This window comes from Pseudomonas sp. A0308 (assembly GCF_044218815.1).
Taxonomy (GTDB): domain Bacteria; phylum Pseudomonadota; class Gammaproteobacteria; order Pseudomonadales; family Pseudomonadaceae; genus Aquipseudomonas; species Aquipseudomonas iridis.
This window is the reverse complement of record NZ_CP162581.1, coordinates 4,054,674-4,077,052: the sequence shown is the minus strand read 5'-3', so window position 1 is coordinate 4,077,052 and position 22,379 is coordinate 4,054,674. Positions and strand designations below refer to the sequence as shown.

The window sequence follows — 22,379 nt, the reverse complement described above, 5'->3', positions numbered from 1 at the left end:
GGGGTGTTCATAATGTCGCTGCCCGCTCTGCTCGAACAACGTCTGCGTCTGCCTGTGGTGGCGGCGCCGATGTTTCTGATTTCCAATCCGCAACTGGTATTGGCCTGCTGTCGTAATGGCGTGGTCGGCAGCTTCCCGGCGCTGAACCAACGCGAAAGCAGCGGATTCAAAGCCTGGCTGGAACAGATCGAGGCGGGACTGGCGACGCTGGACAATCCGGCGCCGTATGCGGTGAACCTGATCGTTCACAACAGCAATCCGCGCTTGCAAGCGGATCTGGATATTTGCGTCGAACATAAAGTGCCCATCGTTATCACCAGCCTTGGCGCGGTGAAGGAGTTGGTCGACGCGGTGCACAGTTATGGAGGCCTGGTCTTCCATGATGTCACCACTCGCCGCCATGCCGAGAAAGCCGCCGAAGCCGGCGTCGACGGTTTGATCGCCGTCGCGGCCGGCGCCGGGGGTCATGCAGGTACGTGGAGTCCATTTGCGCTGATCGCCGAGATTCGTCAGTTCTTCGACAAGACCTTACTGCTTGCGGGATGTTTGAACCATGGCCACGAGATTCTGGCCGCTCAATTACTCGGTGCGGATTTGGCCTACTTCGGTACGCGATTTATCGGCACCACCGAAAGTCATGCGCCTGACGCTTACAAAGAGATGCTGCTGACAGCCAAAGCAGCCGACATCATTCATACTCCAGCGGTGTCGGGGGTGCCGGCCAGCTTCATGCGCCAAAGCCTTGAGGCCGCGGGTTTCGACCTGGCGACGCTGCAAGGCAAAGGCGAAGTCAATTTCGGCGAAAAGCTCAAGCCGATCAGCGATGAAGCCAAAGCCTGGAAGACTGTCTGGTCTGCCGGTCAGGGTGTTGGGCAGATTAATGATCTGCCCAGCGTGGATCAGTTGATCGCCCGCCTCGACACTGAATACCGGCAGGCTCAGGAACGTGCCGCGCAGTTGCCGCAACGCTGGCCGCGCTAAGAAAAAATCAGGCCCGTCGCTGGTGGACTGGCCTTACACTGACGACCTTTCAATCTATCGCGACAAGGATGCCTCGGCCATGAGCGACCCCCGTTACAAGATCGTTTTCGACGGAGCTCTACAGCCCGGTGTCGATATCACCACAGCCAAGCTGAATCTCGCAGATCTGTTCAAAAGCGAAGTGGCCAGCATTGAGCGGCTGTTCAACGGCAGCACCGTGGCACTCAAGCGCGATCTGTCTCACAGCGATGCGCAGACCTACCTGCAAGCATTGAACAAAACCGGGATCGACGCCCGGATCGAAGCCGAAACAGCCATCGAGCTGAACCTCTCGGACGTACGCGAGCAATCCGCTGCCGTGGCAGAACCCTCCTCGCCTTATGCGCCACCGCGGGCCAGCGTAGGTGAAACCTTCGCAGCGTTTGCACCGCTCAAACCGCTTGGTGTGGAAGGCCGGATCGGTCGCTTGCGCTTTCTGGCCTGGACGATGGTCGTGACGTTGGTAAGCCTGCCGATCATCAGCATTTTTGCGCTGATTGCCGTGGGGCTGGTCAGCGCCGAATCCACCAGCGGACTGATCATTGGCGGCATCGTCGCGCTCTTTCTGGGTTTGGCGCTCATCGTCATCAGCATTTTCTTCACCGTGCAACGCCTGCACGATATCGGCTGGTCCGGCTGGCTGTGGTTGCTGACCCTGGTCCCATTCGTGGGCAGCATCTTCCCTTTTGTAATCATGGTCGTGCCGGGCAATACCGGTGCCAACCGATACGGGCCACCACCTCCGCCCAACAACACAGCAGTCAAGGTTTTGAGTGCACTGTGGATCGTCTTTATCGGGTTGTTTTTCATGGGCGGGATACTCGGCGGAATTTCGGCCATCCAGCAGGAATACGAAACAAGCCTCGAAAGCAGCTACGACAGCGGCTCGGTGACCACCGATGAAGTCGAAGTCGAGGACGAGCCCGCAGCGAATTCCACCGACGATGCAGCCGAAGCGGCGCAGGCCCCTGTAGACTCTGCGCAAGAATGAACAGCGCTCCCCGCCGTGACACCCGCGTCGCTGGCGCGGAGCTGTTGCGAGGGAGAATTGCATGACCCGTTACGCTCTGATCACTGGCGCCTCCAGCGGCATCGGTCTGGCCATGGCCGAAGCGCTGGCCCGGCGCGGCCGCAGCCTGATTCTGGTGGCACGACAGCGTGATCAGCTGGAAAGTATTGCTATCGAACTGACCCAACGCTTCGGCGTCGAGGTCCTGTTCCGAGCCTGCGATCTGGGCGAACCGCTGCGCCTCTCCGGTTTCCTGCTGGAGCTGGAAGAAGGTGACCGGCAAATCGACCTGCTGGTGAACTGCGCCGGCATCGGTACTTGCGGCCCTTTCCTGGCTCAGGACTGGATGACCGAGCAGGACCTGATCGAAGTAAACATCCTCGCCCTCACCCGCCTGTGCCATGCGATTGGCAATAGCATGGCGCTGCAGGGTGGCGGACAGATTCTCAACGTTGCCTCCGTGGCGGCGTTCAATCCTGGCCCGTGGATGAGCACCTATTACGCCAGCAAGGCGTATGTGCTGCACTTCTCCGAAGCATTGCGGGTTGAGCTCAAACAAAGCGCGGTCAAGGTTTCGGTGCTCTGCCCAGGCCCGACCCGCACGGCTTTTTTCCGCACCGCGCAGTTGAACAGTGACAAACTCAAAGACAGCAAAATGCTGATGAGCCCTGAAGAAGTCGCGCTCTACACCGTTCGCGCGCTGGAGAAAAATCGCGCGATCATCATTCCGGGACGGCGCAATCGCTGGTTCGCGTTTTTACCGCGACTGGGTTCGCGCTGGCTGAACCGCACCATCGTCGGCATGGTCAACAAGGCCTACTGCCCGCGCTGATCTGTCCTACGGCAAAACACTGGGCGGGTTCAGTCCCCATGAGTACACTCAGACCAGCCCAAACAACGGAGAAAACAGCAGTGGATACTCTGTTCACCAAGATCATCAACCGGGAAATCCCGGCCAAGATCATCTACGAGGACGACCAGGTTCTGGCCTTCCACGACATCGCCCCTCAGGCACCGGTGCATTTTCTGGTGATCCCGAAAAAACCGGTGCGCACCCTCAATGACCTGACCGAAGACGACAAGGCACTGGCCGGGCATATCCTGTTTACCGCGCAACGTCTGGCACTGGAGCTGGGCTGTGAAGAGGGCTTCCGGGTCGTCATGAACTGCAATGAAAAGGGTGGGCAGACCGTCTACCATATTCATATGCACGTACTCGGACAACGCCAGATGAACTGGCCTCCGGGCTGATGTAACGCAAAAACTGTGGGAGCGATCTTGCTCGCGAAGGCGGAGTGTCAGGCGCTGATGCTTTGAATGTGCCGACCTTCGCGAGCAGGCTTGCTCCCACAAAAGCATGACCGCATGGCTAATGACCCAGCGCAAACCTTCTCCGGCCGATTCGGTTAAACTGGCCGCCGAGATTCTTCCCGGAGGTCAGCATGACTACCCAACGTCACTACTCGCCGATTGACCGTCTTCTGCTGCAGGCCGATGCCGCGATGCGTACCCTGCTGCCCTTCAGTGGCCAGCCGTACCGTCCGTCACCGGCGATTTTGCAGCCGGAAACCCAGATGAGCGACGAAAACACCCGCCATGTCGCCGGGCTGATGCGCATCAACCATACCGGCGAAGTCTGTGCCCAGGCGCTGTATCAGGGACAGGCGCTGACCGCCAAGCTGCCACAGGTGCGCAAGGCCATGGAGCACGCAGCCGAAGAGGAAATCGATCATCTGGTCTGGTGCGAACAACGCATTCACCAGTTGGGCAGTCATACCAGCGTGCTCAATCCGCTGTTCTATGGCATGTCGTTCGGGATTGGCGCTGTGGCCGGTCTGATCAGCGACAAGGTCAGCCTCGGGTTTGTTGCGGCGACCGAGCATCAGGTATGCAAGCACTTGAACGAGCACCTGGAGCAACTGCCAGTCGAGGACGAGAAGTCTCGGGCGATTCTCGAGCAGATGCGCATTGATGAAGAGCATCATGCCGAGAGTGCGCTGGATGCGGGTGGTTTCCGGTTTCCGGCACCAGTGAAGTTCGGGATGAGTCTGTTGGCCAAGGTGATGACCAAGAGTACTTATCGGATCTGAAGTTTGAATCGTCAGACAGGGACTTGTCGTTGGCAAGCCAGCTGCCACAAAGATCCTGTGACGGAATGAAAAAGGCGACCGAAAGGTCGCCTTTTTTTGTGCCTGAAACTCTTACGCTGGCATGTTGCGCGCGTAAAAGATTTCCAGCATCTCGTGTTTCACACGATCAGTCACTTGGGCACGTTGCTCAGACGACAGGCTGCTGGTGGCGTCGCCGAACAGGTAGTTGTCCAGTTCGAAGTTCTTCAGCAACATTTTGGTGTGGAACAGGTTTTCCTGATACACGTTCACGTCGGTCATCTGGTACGCGTCGCGGGTGTCTTCGGAAAGGTAGTTCTGGATCGAGTTGATCTCGTGGTCGATGAAGTGCTTGTTGCCTTCAACGTCACGGGTGAAGCCGCGCACACGGTAATCCACGGTCACGATGTCCGAATCGAACTGGTGAATGAGGAAATTGAGCGCTTTAAGCGGTGAAATGACACCACAGGTCGACACATCAATGTCTACACGGAAAGTCGCAATACCGGCGTCCGGATGGATTTCCGGGTAGGTATGCACCGTGATGTGACTCTTGTCGAGGTGGGCCAGGATAATTTCGGGCAATGGACCTGGCGACTCTTCGATCTGGCTTTCAGTCGGGGTCACCGGCTCTTCCGAGATCAGAATCGTGACGCTGGCACCCTGAGGCTCATAGTTCTGACTCGCAATGTTCAGAATGTTGGCACCAATGATTTCTACAACTTCCGTGAGGATCTGCGTCAGACGTTCTGCGTTGTACTCTTGATTGATGTACTCGACGTACGCCTGCTGGTCTTGCGGGGTTTCCGCGTAGCAGATGTCATAGATGTTGAAGCTCAAGGTCTTTGTCAGGTTATTGAACCCGTGGAGCTTGAGTTTGCTTTTCACCGTTAAAAACTCTCTATGTATGCGGCACAGCCGCGTGATCAAGCATGCCCGTCAAATGCGAACAACGCACCTGCGTAGGACGGTTAACACCTCTTCGCGATGGCGATTTTGGTTATCTGTTCAGGCGGATGACCCGTCGGCTGACCGATCACTGCCCTGAAAAAAGTGGCGCATTATGCAGACGTCAGCGGGGGATCGCCAGAGTCTGCACTGCTTTTATGATAGTTGAATGTCGCTTCAACCCAGTTCGACGATTTCGTAATCGTGGGTGATCGCCACACCGGCTGCGCCAAGCATGATCGAAGCCGAGCAATACTTCTCGGCAGACAGTTCGATGGCGCGTTTGACCTGGGCTTCTTTCAGGCCACGGCCCTTGACCACGAAGTGCATGTGGATCTTGGTGAATACCTTCGGGTCTTCGGTCGCACGCTCGGCTTCGAGGAAGGCTTCACAGCTTTCAACGGCCTGACGGGACTTTTTCAGAATGCTGACCACGTCGAAGTTGCTGCAACCGCCGACACCCAGCAGGAGCATCTCCATCGGGCGAACACCCAGATTACGGCCACCGGCGTCCGGCGGACCGTCCATGACCACGACATGACCGCTACCGGATTCGCCGAGGAACATGGCTTCGCCAGCCCATTGGATGCGTGCCTTCATCGCCCAGACTCCACTGTAAAAAAAGGGTCGCCAGCTTAGCACAGGGGATTGCCCTGACAGCGAGCAGCATTCCTAGGACGAATGCTCCAACCGTGTAGGTAATTTCTCGAATTTGCGACGAAGTGTCTGTTAAGCTGGCGCCAATTCGCTGGCGCCTATGCCAGCTGTGTAGCGACCGCCTTCAGCGCCTCCTAAAAAAATCAAACATCACCGTGCAGTCTTTTCGGGATACAACCATGGTTGCTATTACCCCCACACCCAAAATCAAGAACCTCGACAAGCTGCTGATGCATTGTCAGCGTCGTCGTCATGCCGCCAAGAGCAACATCATCTGCGCCGGCGACCGTTCGGATACGTTGTACTTCATCATCAAGGGATCGGTGACGATCCTGATCGAAGACGACGACGGTCGCGAGATGATCATTGCTTACCTGAACGCCGGAGACTTCTTCGGTGAACTGGGCCTGTTCGAACAGGCTGGTCAGGAACAGCAACGCAGCGCCTGGGTGCGGGCCAAGGTTGAATGCGAAATTGCGGAAATCAGTTACGTGAAATTCCGCGAGCTGTCGCAGCAGGATCCAGACATTCTTTACGTGCTCAGCGGACAAATCGCACAACGTTTGCGCAACACCACGCGCAAGGTCGGCGATCTGGCATTCTTTGACGTAACCGGTCGTGTCGCCCGTTGCCTGCTGGAACTGTGCAAACAGCCGGATGCGATGACCCATCCCGACGGCATGCAGATCAAGGTGACGCGTCAGGAAATCGGGCGGATTGTCGGCTGCTCGCGAGAGATGGTCGGTCGCGTGCTCAAGGATCTTGAGGAACGCAACCTGGTCGACGTGAAAGGCAAGACCATGGTGGTCTTCGGTACGCGGTAAGCTCGAAAATCAGGCGCTGTACATCTGCGCCAGCATCAATCGAAACAGCTCATCAAGACGCGCCAATGCCTGTGGCGCGTTGAATTTTTCATGCAGGGCAATGTGGCTTTGCGCACGTACCCGCTGCTCGAGGCCACAAGCTTCGTTGAAGCGATTGACCGCCGCAACCATCGATTCGCGCTCGTTATCCATCAACATCGCACCGTGCACCAAGCCCACAGGACGCTGCCCTCCCTGACTCTGACGCCAGCGCTGGGCCGTGCCGACCATTTTGCGGCCGTCGAGATTGACGTTGAAGCGACCGTCGCAAAACGCACCGTCAATTTCGCCCAGCGACGACGTACCGCCCAACTCATCCAGCAACTGACAAATCGGATCGCAAAGACGCCGGTAGCCCGTTTCGATGCGATTCAGATCACCTTCGCTGCGCGGTGGTGCGTAGACCAGCGCGATGTTAATCGTCGAGGCTGATTGCGGGACAGGTTCACCGCCCGTCTCGCGAAGGAGTACTGGCCAGCCGGCTGCGGCGGAGACTTCGCAGGCGTGATCGAAACCGGGTAGACGATTGAGGCGGCGAGGCATGACCAGGGCGCGGTCAGTGGGCTGCCAGAATAGAAGGCCGAACTCTGAATCGCCGGCGCAGACTGAGGCGAGCAGGTCTTGTTCGGCCTGGAGGCCCGCTTCGATGGTCAGAGGGATTGGCAGCGACATGGAGGGCTCCGGCAGATTTGAATCTTCAGGGGTTTCAAGCGCCTCTTCGCGAGCAGGCTCGCTCCCACACTGGATTGCATTTCAATGTGGCAGTGAGCCTGCTCGCGAAAGGGTCGACTCGGTCTGAAAGGTTATCAGTCGAGCGTCGAACCGCTGATCGAACCACCTCGTTCCGGAAAAAACAGGCGCTGCAGCTCAGTGCCCGGGCTTTGCGCACGCATAAATGCCTCGCCGACCAGGAACGCATAAACGTCGCTGATTTCCATCAGCTCGACATCGGCACGATTGAGGATGCCGCTCTCGGTGATCACCAGACGATCGCGCGGAATACGCGGCAACAAATCGAGGGTGGTTTCCAGGCTGACGTCGAAGGTATGCAGGTTGCGGTTGTTGACGCCGACCAGTGGCGTGTCGAGTGTTTTCAACGCGCGCTCCAGTTCATCACCGTCGTGCACTTCCACCAGCACGTCGAGACCGACGCCTTTGGCCACCGCCGCCAGTTCGGCCATTTTCACATCGTCCAGCGCGGAGACGATCAGCAGCACACAGTCGGCACCCAGTGCACGGGCTTCGACGATCTGGTACGGATCGATCATGAAGTCCTTGCGGATCACCGGCAGCTTGCAGGCGGCGCGAGCCTGTTGCAGATAGGCGTCGGCGCCCTGAAAGTAATCGATGTCGGTCAGCACCGACAGACAGGTCGCCCCGCCCTTCTCGTAGCTTTTGGCGATGTCGGCGGGAACGAAATCTTCGCGAATCACGCCTTTGCTCGGCGAAGCCTTCTTGATTTCGGCAATCACAGCCGGTTGTTTCTGCTTCGCCTGCGCCAGCAATGCCTGGGCAAAACCGCGTGGTGCATCGGCCGCCTTGGCCAGACTTTCCAGCTCGCTCAGGCTCACGCGGGCGCTACGCTCGGCGACTTCCTGAACTTTGCGGGCCAGAATGTTTTCCAGAACCGTCGGTACACTCATCCTTCATTCTCCACTCTGAATACCGCGGTAAAGGCACCCAACTCCTCGAGTTTCTCCCGAGCGAGGCCGGTATGCAGGGCGTCGTGCGCAAGCTCCACGCCCTCTTTCAAACTGCTGGCGATGTCAGCGGCGTAAAGCGCTGCACCGGCGTTGAGCACAATCATTTCAGCGGCTTTCTGGCCGTTTTCGGTTTTGCGCTTGCCCAGTGCATCGCGAATCAGCGCCAGCGACGCTTCCGGGCCGTCGACCGACAAGCCGTGCAGGCTCTGGCTCTTCATGCCCAGATCTTCCGGCTCGACCCAATATTCGGTGATTTCGTTGTTTTTCAGCTCGGCGACAAACGTCGGCGCGGCGAGACTGAACTCGTCCAGACCGTCCTTCGAATGCACCACCAGCACATGCTTGCTGCCCAGACGCTGCAAAACTTCAGCCAATGGGCGGCAGAGCGCCGGGTTGAACACACCCACCACCTGATGCTTCACGCCGGCCGGATTCGTAAGCGGGCCGAGCATGTTGAACAGCGTACGCAGGCCGAGATCGCGGCGCGGGCCGGCGGCGTACTTCATGGCTTTGTGATGGGTCTGGGCAAACATGAAACCGATGCCGACGTTGTCGATGCAACGGGCGACTTGAACCGGCGTCAGGTTGAGATAGATACCGGCTGCTTCGAGCAAATCGGCGCTGCCGCTCTTGCCCGATACCGCGCGATTGCCGTGCTTGGCTACGGTGCAACCGGCAGCGGCAACCACAAAGGAAGAAGCGGTGGATACGTTGAAAATATTGGCGCCGTCACCACCGGTGCCAACCACGTCGACCACGCCGTCGAGTGTTTTCAGTTCGACTTGATCGGCCAGCTCACGCATGACCGACACGGCGCCGACGATTTCGTCGATGCTTTCGCTCTTCATGCGCATGGCCATCATGAACGCGCCGATCTGCGCGTCGGTGCATTGGCCAGTCATGATCTCGCGCATCACATCGCGCATTTCTTCGGTGCTGAGGTCGAGGTGCTCAACGATACGGCTCAGGGCTGTCTTGATATTCATGGGAAGTCCTTAGCGCGTGCCGCCGGTTTGTTTGAGGAAGTTGGCAAACAGTTCATGGCCCTGCTCAGTCAGGATCGACTCGGGGTGAAACTGTACGCCCTCAATGTTCAGGGTCTTGTGACGCAGGCCCATGATTTCGTCGACTGATCCGTCATCGTGTTGCGTCCACGCGGTCAGTTCCAGGCAATCGGGCAAAGTATCGTGCTTGACGATCAGGGAGTGGTAGCGGGTGACTGTCAACGGATGATTCAGACCGGCGAAAACGCCCTTGTCCTCGTGGAATACCGGACTAGTCTTACCGTGCATTACCTGACGCGCGCGCACCACGTCGCCGCCAAAGGCCTGGCCGATGGACTGGTGGCCGAGGCAGACGCCAAGAATCGGCAGTTTGCCAGCGAAGTGCTTGATAGCCTCGATGGAAATACCGGCTTCGGTCGGTGTGCAAGGACCGGGAGACACCACGATGCGCTCGGGGTTAAGCGCTTCGATTTCGGCAATGGTCAATTCGTCGTTGCGCACGACTTTGACTTCGGCACCCAGCTCGCCGAGGTATTGCACAACGTTGTAAGTAAAGGAGTCGTAGTTGTCGATCATCAGCAACATGGCGTTTCGAACCTCTTGAATTCTGACTTGAAGACAGCCTTCAGATGACTTGCCCGCAGGGCGCTGCACGATGTCGGACGCACAGGGGCGTCGGCAAAGCGGCAATTCAAACGAGCAAGGAAGGCAAAGCGATACAGATCCGGCCGAGCCGGCAGAAAAGATTCAGGCGCGCCAACGCCAACGGGCGTGTGCCTTGATGACTTGATCCAGAAGTTTGCTGGTGATCAACACGGGGAAGGTCTCGTTCATACGTTCGGGCACAGTAACTTAGCTGGGCGGAGCGTGCAATATGGCCGGGCCTTTGGTGGATAAATCCAGGGGAGGAATCGCGACCGATGGCAAAAGGCCGGAAGTTTTTGGTACTGTCGTTTTGTTCACCTACAACAATAAATAAACGGACTTGCTCATGATCAAACAGACGTTGTTTGTACCGATGGCCAGCTGCTTGCTCGCATTAGCCTGCGCCCAAGCGAATGCCGCGCCCAATCCTTATTCGAATTTCATTGTTTTCGGCGACAGCCTCAATGACGCCGGCACGTTTAGCGACAGCGGCGGCCCGGACGGCGCCACTCAGCGCTATACCAACCGAACCGGCCCGGTGTATCTGGATGGCAGCGGCGAATTGCGCTCGCTCAACGCGACGCAGATCCTCGGCGGCAAACTGGGGTTCTCGCCGGATCAGACAGCGTCCTCGTCATCGGCAGTACGCGCGGACGAAGGCCTGGCCGACGGTAACAACTGGGCGGTAGGCGGCTATCGTACCGACCAGATTCTTGATTCGATCACCACGCAATCCGCCACCGGCGAACGCACTCGCGCCGGTTACCTGCCGTCGAACGGCTTTCGCGCCGATCCGAATGCGCTGTATTACCTGTCGGGGGGCGGCAATGACTTCCTTCAGGGACGCGTGACCAGCCTGCCTCAGGCCAGCGCTGCGGCGGATCGTCTGGCGAGCAGTGCGCAAACCCTGCAACAAGCCGGCGCCCGTTACATCATGGTATGGCTGCTGCCGGACATCGGCTTCACCCCGGCCTTCAATGGCTCTCCCCTGCAAGCGTTCACGTCCCAGCTCAGCAGTCAGTTCAACACCGAACTGGTCAGCCAGTTGCAGCGCGTCAACGCTAACGTGATTCCGCTGAACATTCCGGTGCTGCTCAAAGAGTCGTTTGCCAACCCGGGCCAGTTCGGTCTGGCCACCGACCAGAATCTCAGCGCCACCTGCTTCAGCGGTAGCGGCTGCACCGAGAATGCCCGGTACGGGATCAACAGTGCGACGCCAGACCCGACCAAGCTCATCTACAACGATGCAGTTCACCCCACCGAAGCCGGCCAGCGCCTGATCGCCGATTACGCTTACTCGTTGCTGGCTGCACCGTGGGAAGCGACCCTGTTGCCAGAGATGGCGCAAGGCACCCTGCGCTCGCATCAGGATGAACTGCGCAACCAGTGGCTGGCCGACTGGGAAAACTGGCAAGGCGTTGGCCAATGGCGCGCGATTGTCGCTGGCGGCGGCCAACATCAGGACTTCGACAGCCAGGACAGCGGCGCCAGCGCCGACGGCAATGGCTACAACCTGAACATCGGTGGCAGCTACCGCCTCAACGACGCCTGGCGCGTTGGCCTGGCGGCCGGGTTCTACAACCAGAAACTCGAAGCTGGCGAGCACGATTCCGACTACAAGCTGAACACCTACATGGGCACCGCTTTCGCCCAGTACCAGCAGAATCGCTGGTGGGGTGACGCGGCCGTGACCGCCGGCCACCTGGATTACGACAGCCTCAAGCGTAAATTCCAGTTGGGGACGAACGAGCGCGGCGAGAAAGGCGACACCGACGGTTATGTCCTGGCTTTCAGCGGACGCGTGGGTTACGACATCGCGCCAGAGGCGAGCAGCCCATGGCACCTGTCACCCTTCGTGAGTGCTGATTTCGCCAAGGTCGAGGTCGACGGCTATTCGGAGGACGGCGCTGACTCCACCGCGCTGACATTCGATGACCAGTCGCGCATCTCCCGGCGTCTCGGCCTGGGGATTCAGGGCAAATACCAGATCACTTCGCAAACTCAGGTGTTCGGCGAATTGGCTCACGAACGTGAGTACAACGATGACGCTCAGGATGTGACGATGAATCTCAACAGCCTGCCGGGCAACCAGTACACCCTGGAAGGCTACACCCCGCAGACCAACCTCAATCGCTTGAACCTGGGCGTGAGCCACAACCTCACCAAAGACCTGGCGCTTCGTGCCAGCTACAACGTCCGCAAGGATGATGACTTTACCCAGCAAGGGATCAACGTCGGGGTGAGTCTGGACTTTTAAATCGCAGGCACAAAAAAGCGGCGCCCTCACAGGCGCCGCTTTTTTTATGGCTGAACACAAAACCCATGTGGTAGCGAGCCTGCTCGCGAAGCGGTGTATCAGCCAACCTCTATAGCGCCTGACACGCCCTCTTCGCGAGCAGGCTTGCTCCCACAGGGAATTGCGTGAATCAGACGTCCGGGGTTTGTTCAGCCAGGGCCACCGCGCGGAACATCGCGCGGCGTTTGTTCAGGGTTTCTTCCCATTCCAGCGCCGGCACCGAATCGGCGACGATGCCGCCACCGGCCTGCACGTGCAGCTCGCCGTTCTTGATCACGGCGGTGCGAATCGCAATCGCGGTGTCCATGTTGCCGTTCCACGCGAAGTAACCGACCGCGCCGCCATACACGCCACGCTTGACCGGCTCCAGCTCGTCGATGATTTCCATCGCACGAATCTTCGGCGCACCGGACAAGGTGCCCGCCGGCAGAATCGCTCGTAGCGCATCCATCGCCGTCAGGCCTTCCTTCAGCTGACCGGTAACGTTGGACACGATGTGCATCACGTTGGAATAACGCTCGATGACCATTTTTTCGGTGAGTTTCACCGAACCTATTTCCGAGACGCGCCCCGTATCGTTACGACCCAGATCGATCAACATCAAGTGCTCGGCGATCTCTTTGTCATCCGACAGCAAGTCTACTTCCAGCGCCAGATCCGCTTCTTCAGTAGCCCCGCGTGGGCGAGTACCGGCAATCGGGCGCACGGTAATCAGGTTGTCTTCGACCCGCACCAACACTTCCGGCGAACTGCCGACGACATGGAAGTCGCCGAAGTTGAAGAAGTACATGTACGGCGTCGGGTTGAAGCAACGCAGTGCGCGGTACAGGTCAATCGGTGCAGCCTTGAAGTCGATCGACATACGCTGCGACGGCACGACCTGCATGCAGTCACCGGCAAGGATGTATTCCTTGATGGTGTCGACGGCTTTTTCGTAATCGTCCTGGGTGAAACTGGAGCGGAACACCGGGTCGGCCGACTGCTGCTTGCTGAAGTCCAGACCACGACGTGGCGTGATCGGCTGGCGCAGTTGCTCAAGCAATTGCTGCAAACGCGCCTGACCTTGCTCGTAGGCATCGGCCTGCGCCGGGTCAGCCAGCACGATCGCGTGCATTTTTCCGGCAAGGTTGTCGAACACGACGACCGCATCGGAGACCATCAGCAGGATGTCTGGCACGCCCAGTGGATCCGGGTTCGGGCATTTGCCCAGACGTTTTTCGACATAGCGCACGCAGTCGTAACCGAAATAACCCACCAGACCACCGTTGAAACGCGGCAGACCTGCGATGGTCGGCACGTTATAGCGGGCCTTGAAGGTTTCGACGAAGGCCAGTGGGTCTTCGACGTCGTGGCTTTCGGTCTCGACGCCATCGACGGTGATGCTGACGTGATGGTCGTGCACCCGCAGCACAGTGCGACACGGCAGGCCGATGATCGAGTAACGGCCCCATTTCTCGCCGCCCTGCACCGATTCGAGCAGGTAGGAGTTGGGCTGGTCGGCCAGTTTCAGGTAGATCGACAGCGGTGTGTCGAAGTCGGCCAGGGTTTCGCAGGCCAACGGGATGCGGTTGTAGCCGTCAGCGGCCAAGCGCAGGAATTCTTCGCGGATCATAGGGTGCCTCGTGGTGTGAGGTGTCATCAGTCAGGTGTGCAAACGCGCCGGCAGGCCGGCCAGAAAAAAGTCAGGCGCGCCAACGCCAGCGGGCCAGGGCCTTGATGACTTTCATCCAGAGTTTGCGGGTGACCACCACGATGGCGTTTCCAGAAGGGGGTTGAACAGCGTCGGGCAACGTTATCCCACCGGCCAGATCCAGGCAACCGGGAATTAGCTTGCGCAGATCGTCAATCACCAGCGCCGGGGATTCCTCGGCAATCGGTCGGCCATGGTTGTAACCGTAGCTGAGCGCCACACACTTGACCCCCGCCGCCTTCGCCGCCAGCACATCACTGCGCGAGTCGCCGACGAACAGCGATTGCGAGGCCGGGATATTGGCCATTTTCATCACGAAGAACAGCGCCGCCGGATCAGGTTTCTGCTGCGGCAGGGTATCGCCGCCGATGATCCACTTGAAGTAGCGGCCGATCTTCATCTGATCCAGCAACGGCGCGACGAAGCGCTCCGGTTTGTTGGTGATCAACGCCATGGCCACGCCCTGCTTTTGCAGCCATTTGAGGGTGTCGCGCACACCGGGATAAACCACGGTCAGTTCATGGCTGGCGCCGTAGGCTTGCATGAACACTTCCAGCGCGTGTTCGGCCTCGACGTCATCCACCGCCGAATGATCGATGCCACCGGCCAGCGCCCGACGCACCAATAACGGCGCGCCGTTGCCAACCCACTCGCGCACCGAATCGATGCCCGCCGGCTGGCGGCCAAGGCTGAGCAGCATCGTGTCCACCGCTGCCGCCAGGTCGGGAACCGAGTCGATCAACGTGCCATCCAGATCGAACATCACCAACCGTGGCAGTTTGCCCGGGAACAGCTGCTCAAAACCGCTCATGGGCGAGTCAGCGCCAGTTCGGAGCGCATCTTGTCGATGACTTCCTGATAGTTCGGCGCGTTGAAGATCGCCGAGCCGGCGACAAAGGTGTCGGCGCCAGCAGCAGCGATTTCACGGATGTTGTTGACGTTGACGCCGCCATCGATTTCCAGACGGATGTCACGGCCCGACGCATCAATGATCGCCCGTGCTTCGCGCAGTTTGTCGAGGGTGCCGGGAATGAACTTCTGCCCGCCGAAACCCGGGTTGACGCTCATCAGCAAGACCATGTCGACTTTGTCGATCACGTACTTGAGCACGTCCAGCGGGGTCGCCGGGTTGAACACCAGACCGGATTTGCAGCCGCCTTCGCGGATCAGCTGCAGCGAGCGATCGACGTGCAGCGTGGCTTCCGGGTGGAAGGTGATGTAAGTCGCGCCGGCCTCGATGAAGTCGCCAACGATGCGATCCACCGGGCTGACCATCAGGTGCGCGTCGATTGGCGCGGTAACGCCGTACTTGCGCAGTGCCGCGCACACCATCGGGCCGATAGTCAGGTTGGGCACGTAGTGGTTGTCCATGACATCGAAGTGGACGAAGTCGGCACCAGCGGCCAGAACATTGTCTACTTCTTCGCCGAGGCGGGCGAAGTCGGCAGAGAGAATCGACGGAGCAATTACGAAGGGCTGCATGACGCACCTTTTCTGAGCTAAATCACGATGGCGCGCATTGTATACCTCAAGTTTCCGCGCGCGCACCGTGACTGCGATGATTGGGTTGTGCCATGACCGCTAGTCGCCGACGGATCAGTACGCCGCGCGGTAGATCTTCTCGATATCGACGGCGCTGAGCTTGCGCGGGTTGTTGCGCATCAGGCGCTCGATGCCTGCGGCTTCCACGGCCATGGCCGGGATCGCGTCTTCCGGCACACCGAAACTGCGCAGCCCCGGGGGAATTTCCACCGCCGCGCACAAATCGGTCATGGCCTGCACGGCTTTGTCCGCTGCTTCAGTGGCGCTCAGATGCGCCGTTTTCACCCCCATGGCTTCGGCAATATCCTGCATGCGCTCGACGCAGGCCATCTTGTTCCAGGTCATGACATACGGCAGCAACAAGGCGTTACTGACGCCGTGGGCAATGTTGAATCGCCCGCCCAGCGGATACGCCAACGCATGCACCGCACCGACCCCGGCATTGCCGAATGCCATGCCGGCCATCAGGCTCGCGGTGGCCATGTCTTCGCGCGCTTGCAGATTGGCGCCGTTGGCGTAGGCCTTGGGCAAGGCATTGGCGATCAGTTTGATTGCGCCAATGGCGAGGGAGTCGGTAATCGGTGAGGCATTCACCGACAGATAGGATTCGATGGCGTGCACCAGCGCATCGACGCCACTGGCTGCAGTAACGCTGCGGGGGCAAGTCAGGGTCATTTGCGGACTGACCAGCGCGACATCCGGTAACAGATAGTCGCTGACGATGCCCTTCTTCAGTTGCGCGACCTTGTCCGAAAGAATGGCGACGTTGGTCACTTCCGAGCCCGTGCCGGCGGTGGTGGGGATGGCGATCAGCGGCGGGCCTTTACGCGGCACCTGGTCGACGCCGAACAGATCCTCCAGCGCGCCGTGGTAACCGGCATACGCCGCCACACTTTTGGCGATGTCGATGGCACTGCCGCCGCCGAGGCCGATCAAGCCGTCATGCCCACCCTCGCGGTACACGCGCATGCAATCTTCGACGATGGCAATTTCCGGGTCCGGCAGTACACGGTCGAAAATCTCGTACTCGCGCCCGCCCAATTGGCACAGCGCCAGCTCGACGGTACCGGACTTGACCAGCGCGGCGTCGGTGACGATCAGCGGATTATCGATATCGAGGCGAGTGAGTTCGGCCGCCAGTTGCTCGATGGCTCCGGCGCCGGTGATCAGTTTGTGAGCGATTTTGAACTGGGAAAGACTCATCGTGCGCAGCCTCTTATAGATGTGGGAGCTGGGCACAAGATTAGCTGGGGATTTGGGGTTGTCTGCTATTCAGGGTGTGAATGACCCAAACATCTGAACACAACACAAATCAAAATGTGGGAGCGAGCCTGCTCGCGAATACGGTGTCTGGTTCAGCTGATATGCCAGCTGACCCACCGCTTTCGCGAGCAGGCTCGCTCCCACAGGGGGAATAGCGCGGATCCTTAAACCTGTGCGGTACGCAATTTCTCACTCCGCCCACGCAACCATTCCAGGGTCAGCAGCAGGATGACCGAGAAGGCGATGAGCAACGTGGCTGCAGCGGCAATCGTCGGGCTGAGGTTCTCGCGAATCCCGCTGAACATCTGCCGAGGCAAAGTAGCCTGCTCGGGCCCCGCGAGAAACAGCGTCACCACCACCTCATCAAACGACGTCGCAAAAGCAAACAGCGCGCCGGAAATCACCCCCGGTGCAATCAGCGGCAGGGTCACGCGACGAAATGCCGTCAACGGCGAAGCGCCAAGGCTCGCGGCGGCACGCACCAGGTTATGGTTAAACCCCTGCAACGTCGCCGAAACCGTGATGATCACAAATGGCACACCCAGCACCGCATGCACCACGATCAGAGAAAAGAAGCTGTTGCCCAGGCCCAGCGGCGCGAAGAACAAATAACTCGCCACGCCGATGATCACCACCGGCACGACCATCGGCGAAATCACCAGCGCCATCACCAGCGCCTTGCCGGGAAAGTCGCCACGGGTCAGGCCGATGGCCGCCAGCGTACCGAAGATCATCGCCAGCACGGTCGCGGCCGGGGCGACGATGATGCTGTTCTTCAGGGCGCGCATCCACTCGGCCGAAGCGAAGAAGTCCTGATACCACTGCAGCGAGAAACCCTGCAGCGGGTACACCAGAAAACTGCCCGAGTTGAACGAGAGCGGAATGATCACCAGCACCGGCAGAATCAGGAACAGCAGAATCAAGCCGCAGAGGATCCGCAAGCTGTAGAACCACACCCGTTCGATGGGCGACATGTAAGGACTCAGCATTTCAAACTCCCCTTAGCTCAGGCGCAGGCGACTGGCGCCCACCAGCCAGCTGTAGATCAGATAAAGCACCACGGTCGCCAGCAGCAACAAGCCGCCCAGCGCAGTGGCCATGCCCCAGTTGATGCTGGTGTTGGTGTAGAAGGCGACGAAGTAGCTGACCATTTGATCGTTCGGGCTGCCGAGCAGCGCCGGGGTGATGTAGTAGCCGATGGCGAGGATGAACACCAACAGGCAGCCGGCGCCGACGCCTGCATAGGTCTGCGGGAAGTACACCCGCCAGAAACTCGCGAACGGGTGGCAGCCAAGGGAAATCGCGGCGCGCATGTAGGTTGGCGAGATGCCTTTCATCACGCTGTAGATCGGCAGGATCATGAACGGCAGCAGAATGTGCACCATCGAGATGTACACGCCGGTGCGGTTGAACACCAGTTCCAGCGGCTTATCGATGATGCCCATCGCCATCAGCCCGCTGTTGATGAGGCCGCCCGATTGCAGCAACACAATCCACGCCGCCACTCGCACCAGAATCGAAGTCCAGAATGGCAGCAACACCAGAATCATCAGCAGGTTGCTCTGACGCGACGGCAGGTTCGCCAGCAAGTACGCCAACGGATACGCCAGCACCAGGCAAATCACAGTGATGACCAGGCCCATCCAGAAGGTACGGGCGAAGATGTCGAGGTAGATCGCCTGGTCCGGGGTGGCCGGGGCGATTTCGCCGAGGTCGTCGATACGGTGATCGACCGACGCCAGCAAGTAATACGGGGTGATGCTACTGGTGTTGCGCTTGACCGCTTGCCAGTAGGCCGGATCGCCCCAGCGTTCATCGAGGGCTTCAAGCGCTTCTTTATAAGAGGCCGGTTCGCTGGCGAATGGCAACGCCCGGGCAGTTTTGGTCAGCAGGCTGCGATAGCCAGCCAACTCCATGTTCAAGCGCTTGGACAAATCGCCCAAGGTCTGGTTTTTTCGCGCCTCGGCGAGGTCTTCACTCGCCGCTTTATAGACCGGTTCAGCGGGTAGGCCACGGCCGTCCCAACTGGCGATGGCCGCCACGGTGCGCGGCAGGCCGCCGACCACTTCCGGGTTACCGACGCTTTTGTAGAGCAGCGCCACGATCGGCACCAGAAACACCAGCAGCAGGAAAATCACCAGCGGCGCAATCAGCGCCTGCGCTTTCCAGCGGTTGACCCGCTCGGCGCGCTTGAGCTTCTGCTTCAAGGTGGGGCTGGCGCCCTCGTTCAGGGGAACGGCGATGGCCATGACGTACTCCGCAAATCTTTGATCGTTACAGAGGTGGCGAACCACCTCTGTTGTGTTGGAACACAGCTACCTGTGGGAGCGAGCCTGCTCGCGAAGAGGCCATCACATTCAACATCTATGCTGGCCGATCTACCGCTTTCGCGAGCAGGCTCGCTCCCACAGGGGTAGGCAAGCCCACCATCACCAGGCCTTGCTTATTTCGCCGCCCAGGAGTTGAAACGCTGCTCAAGTTGCTCGCCGTTGTCAGCCCAGAAGCTGACGTCGATCTGCACCTGGTTGGCGATGTTTTCCGGCGTGGTCGGCATGTCTTTCAGGACGTCCTTGGCAAGCAGCGGCACGGCTTGAGTGTTGGCCGGGCCGTAGGCGATGTTTTCCGAGTAGGTCTTCTGCTGCTGCGGCTGTACCGAGAAGGCGATGAATTTCTTCGCCGCTTCCGCACGCTTGGCGTCCAGACCTTTCGGGATGGCCCATGCGTCGAAGTCGTAGATGCCGCCGTTCCACACCACTTTCAGGTTGGATTCTTTCTGCACCGCAGCAATCCGACCGTTGTAGGCCGAGCTCATGACCACGTCACCGGAAGCGAGATACTGCGGCGGCTGCGCGCCGGCCTCCCACCACTGGATGCTTGGCTTCAGCTCATCGAGTTTCTTGAACGCGCGATCCTGACCGCCCTTGCTGGCCAGTTCCTTGTAGACGTCTTTCGGCGCCACGCCGTCGGCCATCAAGGCGAACTCGAGAGTGTACTTGGCACCTTTGCGCAGGCCACGCTTGCCCGGGAATTTCTTGGTGTCCCAGAAATCGACCCAACTGGTTGGCGCGGTTTTCAGCTTGTCGGCGTTGTACGCGAGCACGGTGGACCATACGAAGAAACCTACGCCGCACGGCTGGATCGCGCCTTTGACGTAATCTTCGGTCTTGCCGAACAGCGCAGGATCCAGTGGCTCGAACATGTCTTCGTCGCAGCCACGGGACAGTTCTGGCGACTCAACTTCCACCAGATCCCACGACACGCTTTTGGTGTCGACCATGGCTTTGACCTTGGCCATTTCACCGTTGTACTCGCCAGCAACGATCTTGCCGTTGCCCGCCGCTTCCCACGGTGCATAGAAGGCTTTGACTTGCGCAGCCTTGTTCGCCCCGCCAAACGACACCACGGTCAAATCCGGGCCAGCAGCCATTGCGCTTGCCGCACCCATCAGGCCCAGGGTAAGGGCGGTGAACTTCAGGGATCTCAACATTTATTGTTCTCTCCACGTGCAGGGTTGGTGTTGGTATTGCCGGGGCGATCAGTTCGCCTCTAAAAGAGGATCAAGCGCGCGAACGTGCTCGACCTGCCAGCCAAGCGGAACCACGTCGCCGACGCTGAGCCCTGGATCGAGCTCGGCAATCGGTTGTTTCACGAAGAAGTCGGTCTTGCCGCAGACTTCCAGGCGCACCCGGACGTGGTCGCCCAGATAGATGAATTCCGCCACCCTCCCTGAGAAGCGGTTAACGCATTGATCACTCGAACCGTTGAGGCTGACGCGTTCCGGACGGATCGACAGGGTCACCGGCTCGCCGGTCTGGCCGACGTTTACCGCCAGCGCCTCGACCTTCTCGCCACGACCCAACTCGACCACGCAGCGCTCGCCGTTCTGGCTAAGCAACCGGCCGTTGAGGCGGTTGTTCTCACCGATGAAGTTGGCGACGAAGGTGTTTTTCGGTTCTTCGTAGAGGCTGCGCGGCGGCGCAATCTGCTGGATTTCGCCCTGATGGAACACAGCCACGCGGTCGGACATGGTCAGTGCTTCGCCCTGATCGTGGGTCACGTAGACCACGGTCACGCCGAGGCGCTGGTGCAGGTGTTTGATTTCCATCTGCATGTGTTCACGCAGTTGTTTGTCGAGGGCGCCGAGGGGTTCGTCCATCAGCACCAGTTGCGGTTCGAACACCAACGCGCGGGCCAGCGCCACACGTTGCTGCTGGCCGCCGGACAACTGCGCCGGATAACGCTGGGCGAAGGCATCGAGCTGGACCATGCTCAGGACTTTTTTCACCTTGTCGCTGACGTCGCTCTTGTTCAGCCCGCGCACGCTCAGCGGGAACGCGAGGTTTTCGGCCACGGTCATGTGCGGGAACAAGGCATAGTTCTGGAACACCATGCCGATGTCGCGCTTGTGCGGCGGCACGTTGTTGATCGAGCGACCGGCCAGCAGAATTTCACCGGCGGTCGGGGTTTCGAAACCGGCGAGCATCATCAGGCTGGTGGTCTTGCCGGAACCGGACGGCCCGAGCAGGGTGAGGAATTCGCCTTTGCGAATGTCCAGGTTGAGGTCTTTGACGATCAGGTTCTCGCCGTCGTAGCTCTTCTGCACTCCACGAAAGCTGACCAGCACATCACTGGCTCCTGCGCTTGTATCGACCTGGCTCATACCCACACCTTTGTTGTTGATGACTGCTTGTGTATCCAGCCTAGTGGCTGGCGGCAGCCACGCAAATCGGGGCGCAGGAGAGAATCGCCTCAGCCGTATGGAAGGTTGGGGGTAGGGATCGCCCTACAAGGATGGCGCGCATTGGCAAGCGAGCCAAGAGCGACAAGCTGCGAGCCGCAAGAACCAGCAAAAGCGGCTGTCGCTAACAGATATGCCCACACACCCCCCCTGGTAGGAGCTGCCGAAGGCTGCGATCTTTTGATCTTGTTTTTTAAGATCAAGATCAAAAGATCGCAGCCTTCGGCAGCTCCTACAGAGGATCGCGTTCAGGTCAGAGAAGTTTGTGTTCCATCGCGTACTTCACCAGTTCCGCCAGTGAAGTGATATTGAGCTTCTGCATCAGCCGCGCCTTGTGCGTGCTGATGGTTTTACTGCTCAGGGCCAGTTGCTGGGCGATGTCGTTGACGTTGGCGCCCTGGGCCAGGCGCTCGAACACCGAGAACTCGCGTTCGGACAACAGCGAATGCAACGGCCGCGAATCCGTCAGGCCGACTTCGAAGACCATGCGGTCAGCCAGATCCGGATCGATATAACGCCCGCCCGCCGCAACTTTACGAATGGCAGTGAGCAGCAGCGCCGGATCACTGTCCTTGGTCGCGTAACCCGCGGCGCCGATCTTCAGCGCACGTGCGGCCATTTGCGCTTCGTCGTGCATCGACAGCACCAGAATTGCTGGCGGATTATTCAGCGCGCGGATTCGCGGTATCGCTTCCAGTCCGTTGACCCCGGGCATGGAGATGTCGAGCAAGACCACTTCGCACGGCACATGGCGCAGGGTTTCGAGCAATTGTTCGCCATTGCTCGCCTCCCCCACCACCAGCAGATCCTTGGCCAGGCCGATCAATTGCTTGATGCCTTCGCGGACGATGGTGTGGTCTTCGGCTACCAGTACTCGGATCACGTTCTTCTCC

22 protein-coding genes are annotated in these 22,379 nt (G+C 59.3%); 7 read left to right on the top strand and 15 right to left on the bottom strand.

What is annotated here, in order from left to right:
* Positions 1–12 precede the first annotated feature (12 nt).
* The 5 genes from AB4P92_RS18745 (at position 13) to coq7 (ending at position 4,119) form a co-directional block, all read left to right on the top strand.
* Positions 13–981 carry an NAD(P)H-dependent flavin oxidoreductase gene (locus tag AB4P92_RS18745; RefSeq protein WP_395597998.1) on the top strand — a complete coding sequence of 323 codons (969 nt, stop codon included), beginning with the start codon at positions 13–15 and terminating at the stop codon, positions 979–981.
* 79 nt (positions 982–1,060) lie between these two features.
* Positions 1,061–2,011 carry a DUF805 domain-containing protein gene (locus AB4P92_RS18740; protein WP_042562228.1) on the top strand — a complete coding sequence of 317 codons (951 nt, stop codon included), beginning with the start codon at positions 1,061–1,063 and terminating at the stop codon, positions 2,009–2,011.
* Between the two features lie 61 nt (positions 2,012–2,072).
* Positions 2,073–2,861: an SDR family oxidoreductase gene (locus AB4P92_RS18735; protein ID WP_042561362.1), complete on the top strand. Its 789-nt coding sequence runs from the start codon at positions 2,073–2,075 to the stop codon at positions 2,859–2,861.
* An 80-nt stretch (positions 2,862–2,941) separates the two neighbouring features.
* Positions 2,942–3,280, top strand: coding sequence for a histidine triad nucleotide-binding protein (locus tag AB4P92_RS18730; protein WP_003228789.1), 339 nt, complete (start codon positions 2,942–2,944; stop codon positions 3,278–3,280).
* Positions 3,281–3,471: 191 nt separating this feature from the next.
* The gene (coq7, locus tag AB4P92_RS18725; protein WP_042561363.1) at positions 3,472–4,119 is read left to right on the top strand and encodes a 2-polyprenyl-3-methyl-6-methoxy-1,4-benzoquinone monooxygenase; all 648 of its coding nucleotides are present in this window, start codon (positions 3,472–3,474) and stop codon (positions 4,117–4,119) included.
* A 111-nt stretch (positions 4,120–4,230) separates the two neighbouring features.
* On the opposite strand, the gene speD is transcribed toward coq7, so the two are convergent.
* Both speD and AB4P92_RS18715 read right to left on the bottom strand, forming a co-directional pair.
* Positions 4,231–5,025: an adenosylmethionine decarboxylase gene (speD, locus tag AB4P92_RS18720; protein ID WP_042561364.1), complete on the bottom strand. Its 795-nt coding sequence runs from the start codon at positions 5,023–5,025 to the stop codon at positions 4,231–4,233.
* 237 nt (positions 5,026–5,262) lie between these two features.
* Positions 5,263–5,685 (bottom strand): OsmC family protein, encoded by a 423-nt coding sequence (locus AB4P92_RS18715; protein WP_003228794.1) that lies wholly within the window; start codon positions 5,683–5,685, stop codon positions 5,263–5,265.
* Between the two features lie 236 nt (positions 5,686–5,921).
* Here AB4P92_RS18715 and crp point away from each other — a divergent pair, with 236 nt between their 5' ends.
* Positions 5,922–6,566, top strand: a complete 645-nt coding sequence (gene crp, locus AB4P92_RS18710) for a cAMP-activated global transcriptional regulator CRP (protein WP_007966430.1) — start codon at positions 5,922–5,924, stop codon at positions 6,564–6,566.
* A 9-nt stretch (positions 6,567–6,575) separates the two neighbouring features.
* On the opposite strand, the gene AB4P92_RS18705 is transcribed toward crp, so the two are convergent.
* From AB4P92_RS18705 to AB4P92_RS18690, 4 genes are all read right to left on the bottom strand, one after another.
* Entirely contained in the window at positions 6,576–7,277 is a 702-nt protein-coding gene (locus AB4P92_RS18705) for a lipoate--protein ligase family protein (protein WP_200616512.1), read from the bottom strand.
* Positions 7,278–7,411: 134 nt separating this feature from the next.
* Entirely contained in the window at positions 7,412–8,248 is an 837-nt protein-coding gene (gene trpC, locus AB4P92_RS18700) for an indole-3-glycerol phosphate synthase TrpC (protein WP_395597997.1), read from the bottom strand.
* Positions 8,245–9,294 carry an anthranilate phosphoribosyltransferase gene (gene trpD, locus AB4P92_RS18695; RefSeq protein ID WP_395597996.1) on the bottom strand — a complete coding sequence of 350 codons (1,050 nt, stop codon included), beginning with the start codon at positions 9,292–9,294 and terminating at the stop codon, positions 8,245–8,247. The genes trpC and trpD overlap by 4 nt, the downstream gene beginning before the upstream one ends.
* 9 nt (positions 9,295–9,303) lie before the next feature.
* Complete coding sequence (locus AB4P92_RS18690; RefSeq protein WP_025113531.1) at positions 9,304–9,897, bottom strand: aminodeoxychorismate/anthranilate synthase component II; 594 nt, start codon at positions 9,895–9,897, stop codon at positions 9,304–9,306.
* A gap of 406 nt (positions 9,898–10,303) precedes the next feature.
* Between AB4P92_RS18690 and estP the strand changes: the two genes are divergently transcribed.
* Positions 10,304–12,214, top strand: coding sequence for an esterase EstP (gene estP / locus AB4P92_RS18685; RefSeq protein WP_395597995.1), 1,911 nt, complete (start codon positions 10,304–10,306; stop codon positions 12,212–12,214).
* A gap of 169 nt (positions 12,215–12,383) precedes the next feature.
* Here estP and trpE read toward each other — a convergent pair whose 3' ends face one another.
* From trpE to AB4P92_RS18640, 9 genes are all read right to left on the bottom strand, one after another.
* Positions 12,384–13,865 (bottom strand): anthranilate synthase component I, encoded by a 1,482-nt coding sequence (gene trpE, locus AB4P92_RS18680; RefSeq protein WP_115147194.1) that lies wholly within the window; start codon positions 13,863–13,865, stop codon positions 12,384–12,386.
* A gap of 70 nt (positions 13,866–13,935) precedes the next feature.
* Positions 13,936–14,754, bottom strand: a complete 819-nt coding sequence (locus tag AB4P92_RS18675; protein ID WP_395597994.1) for a phosphoglycolate phosphatase — start codon at positions 14,752–14,754, stop codon at positions 13,936–13,938.
* Positions 14,751–15,425 carry a ribulose-phosphate 3-epimerase gene (rpe, locus tag AB4P92_RS18670; RefSeq protein ID WP_042561371.1) on the bottom strand — a complete coding sequence of 225 codons (675 nt, stop codon included), beginning with the start codon at positions 15,423–15,425 and terminating at the stop codon, positions 14,751–14,753. The genes AB4P92_RS18675 and rpe overlap by 4 nt, the downstream gene beginning before the upstream one ends.
* 114 nt (positions 15,426–15,539) lie before the next feature.
* Entirely contained in the window at positions 15,540–16,688 is a 1,149-nt protein-coding gene (locus AB4P92_RS18665) for an iron-containing alcohol dehydrogenase (protein ID WP_395597993.1), read from the bottom strand.
* Positions 16,689–16,912: 224 nt separating this feature from the next.
* Positions 16,913–17,737 (bottom strand): ABC transporter permease, encoded by an 825-nt coding sequence (locus tag AB4P92_RS18660; protein WP_042561373.1) that lies wholly within the window; start codon positions 17,735–17,737, stop codon positions 16,913–16,915.
* Positions 17,738–17,749: 12 nt separating this feature from the next.
* The gene (locus AB4P92_RS18655; RefSeq protein ID WP_042561374.1) at positions 17,750–18,997 is read right to left on the bottom strand and encodes an ABC transporter permease; all 1,248 of its coding nucleotides are present in this window, start codon (positions 18,995–18,997) and stop codon (positions 17,750–17,752) included.
* Between the two features lie 194 nt (positions 18,998–19,191).
* Positions 19,192–20,235, bottom strand: a complete 1,044-nt coding sequence (locus AB4P92_RS18650; RefSeq protein WP_042561375.1) for an ABC transporter substrate-binding protein — start codon at positions 20,233–20,235, stop codon at positions 19,192–19,194.
* A 48-nt stretch (positions 20,236–20,283) separates the two neighbouring features.
* Entirely contained in the window at positions 20,284–21,408 is a 1,125-nt protein-coding gene (locus tag AB4P92_RS18645) for an ABC transporter ATP-binding protein (RefSeq protein ID WP_042561376.1), read from the bottom strand.
* A 331-nt stretch (positions 21,409–21,739) separates the two neighbouring features.
* On the bottom strand, positions 21,740–22,369 hold the full coding sequence (locus tag AB4P92_RS18640; RefSeq protein WP_008147212.1) for a response regulator transcription factor: 630 nt from the start codon (positions 22,367–22,369) through the stop codon (positions 21,740–21,742).
* Between the last annotated feature and the right edge of the window lie 10 nt (positions 22,370–22,379).

Excerpts from the sequence above, each read along its gene's own strand:
- rpe (WP_042561371.1), bottom strand. The coding sequence starts at position 15,425 with ATGCAGCCCTTCGTAATTGCTCCGTCGATTCTCTCTGCCGACTTCGCC.
- AB4P92_RS18660 (WP_042561373.1), bottom strand. The coding sequence starts at position 17,737 with ATGCTGAGTCCTTACATGTCGCCCATCGAACGGGTGTGGTTCTACAGC.
- trpD (WP_395597996.1), bottom strand. The coding sequence starts at position 9,294 with ATGAATATCAAGACAGCCCTGAGCCGTATCGTTGAGCACCTCGACCTC.
- AB4P92_RS18665 (WP_395597993.1), bottom strand. The coding sequence starts at position 16,688 with ATGAGTCTTTCCCAGTTCAAAATCGCTCACAAACTGATCACCGGCGCC.
- AB4P92_RS18705 (WP_200616512.1), bottom strand. The coding sequence starts at position 7,277 with ATGTCGCTGCCAATCCCTCTGACCATCGAAGCGGGCCTCCAGGCCGAA.
- AB4P92_RS18650 (WP_042561375.1), bottom strand. The coding sequence starts at position 20,235 with ATGTTGAGATCCCTGAAGTTCACCGCCCTTACCCTGGGCCTGATGGGT.
- AB4P92_RS18675 (WP_395597994.1), bottom strand. The coding sequence starts at position 14,754 with ATGAGCGGTTTTGAGCAGCTGTTCCCGGGCAAACTGCCACGGTTGGTG.
- trpC (WP_395597997.1), bottom strand. The coding sequence starts at position 8,248 with ATGAGTGTACCGACGGTTCTGGAAAACATTCTGGCCCGCAAAGTTCAG.
- AB4P92_RS18655 (WP_042561374.1), bottom strand. The coding sequence starts at position 18,997 with ATGGCCATCGCCGTTCCCCTGAACGAGGGCGCCAGCCCCACCTTGAAG.
- AB4P92_RS18690 (WP_025113531.1), bottom strand. The coding sequence starts at position 9,897 with ATGTTGCTGATGATCGACAACTACGACTCCTTTACTTACAACGTTGTG.
- AB4P92_RS18740 (WP_042562228.1), top strand. The coding sequence starts at position 1,061 with ATGAGCGACCCCCGTTACAAGATCGTTTTCGACGGAGCTCTACAGCCC.
- AB4P92_RS18645 (WP_042561376.1), bottom strand. The coding sequence starts at position 21,408 with ATGAGCCAGGTCGATACAAGCGCAGGAGCCAGTGATGTGCTGGTCAGC.
- AB4P92_RS18745 (WP_395597998.1), top strand. The coding sequence starts at position 13 with ATGTCGCTGCCCGCTCTGCTCGAACAACGTCTGCGTCTGCCTGTGGTG.
- crp (WP_007966430.1), top strand. The coding sequence starts at position 5,922 with ATGGTTGCTATTACCCCCACACCCAAAATCAAGAACCTCGACAAGCTG.
- trpE (WP_115147194.1), bottom strand. The coding sequence starts at position 13,865 with ATGATCCGCGAAGAATTCCTGCGCTTGGCCGCTGACGGCTACAACCGC.
- AB4P92_RS18715 (WP_003228794.1), bottom strand. The coding sequence starts at position 5,685 with ATGAAGGCACGCATCCAATGGGCTGGCGAAGCCATGTTCCTCGGCGAA.
- coq7 (WP_042561363.1), top strand. The coding sequence starts at position 3,472 with ATGACTACCCAACGTCACTACTCGCCGATTGACCGTCTTCTGCTGCAG.
- AB4P92_RS18735 (WP_042561362.1), top strand. The coding sequence starts at position 2,073 with ATGACCCGTTACGCTCTGATCACTGGCGCCTCCAGCGGCATCGGTCTG.
- estP (WP_395597995.1), top strand. The coding sequence starts at position 10,304 with ATGATCAAACAGACGTTGTTTGTACCGATGGCCAGCTGCTTGCTCGCA.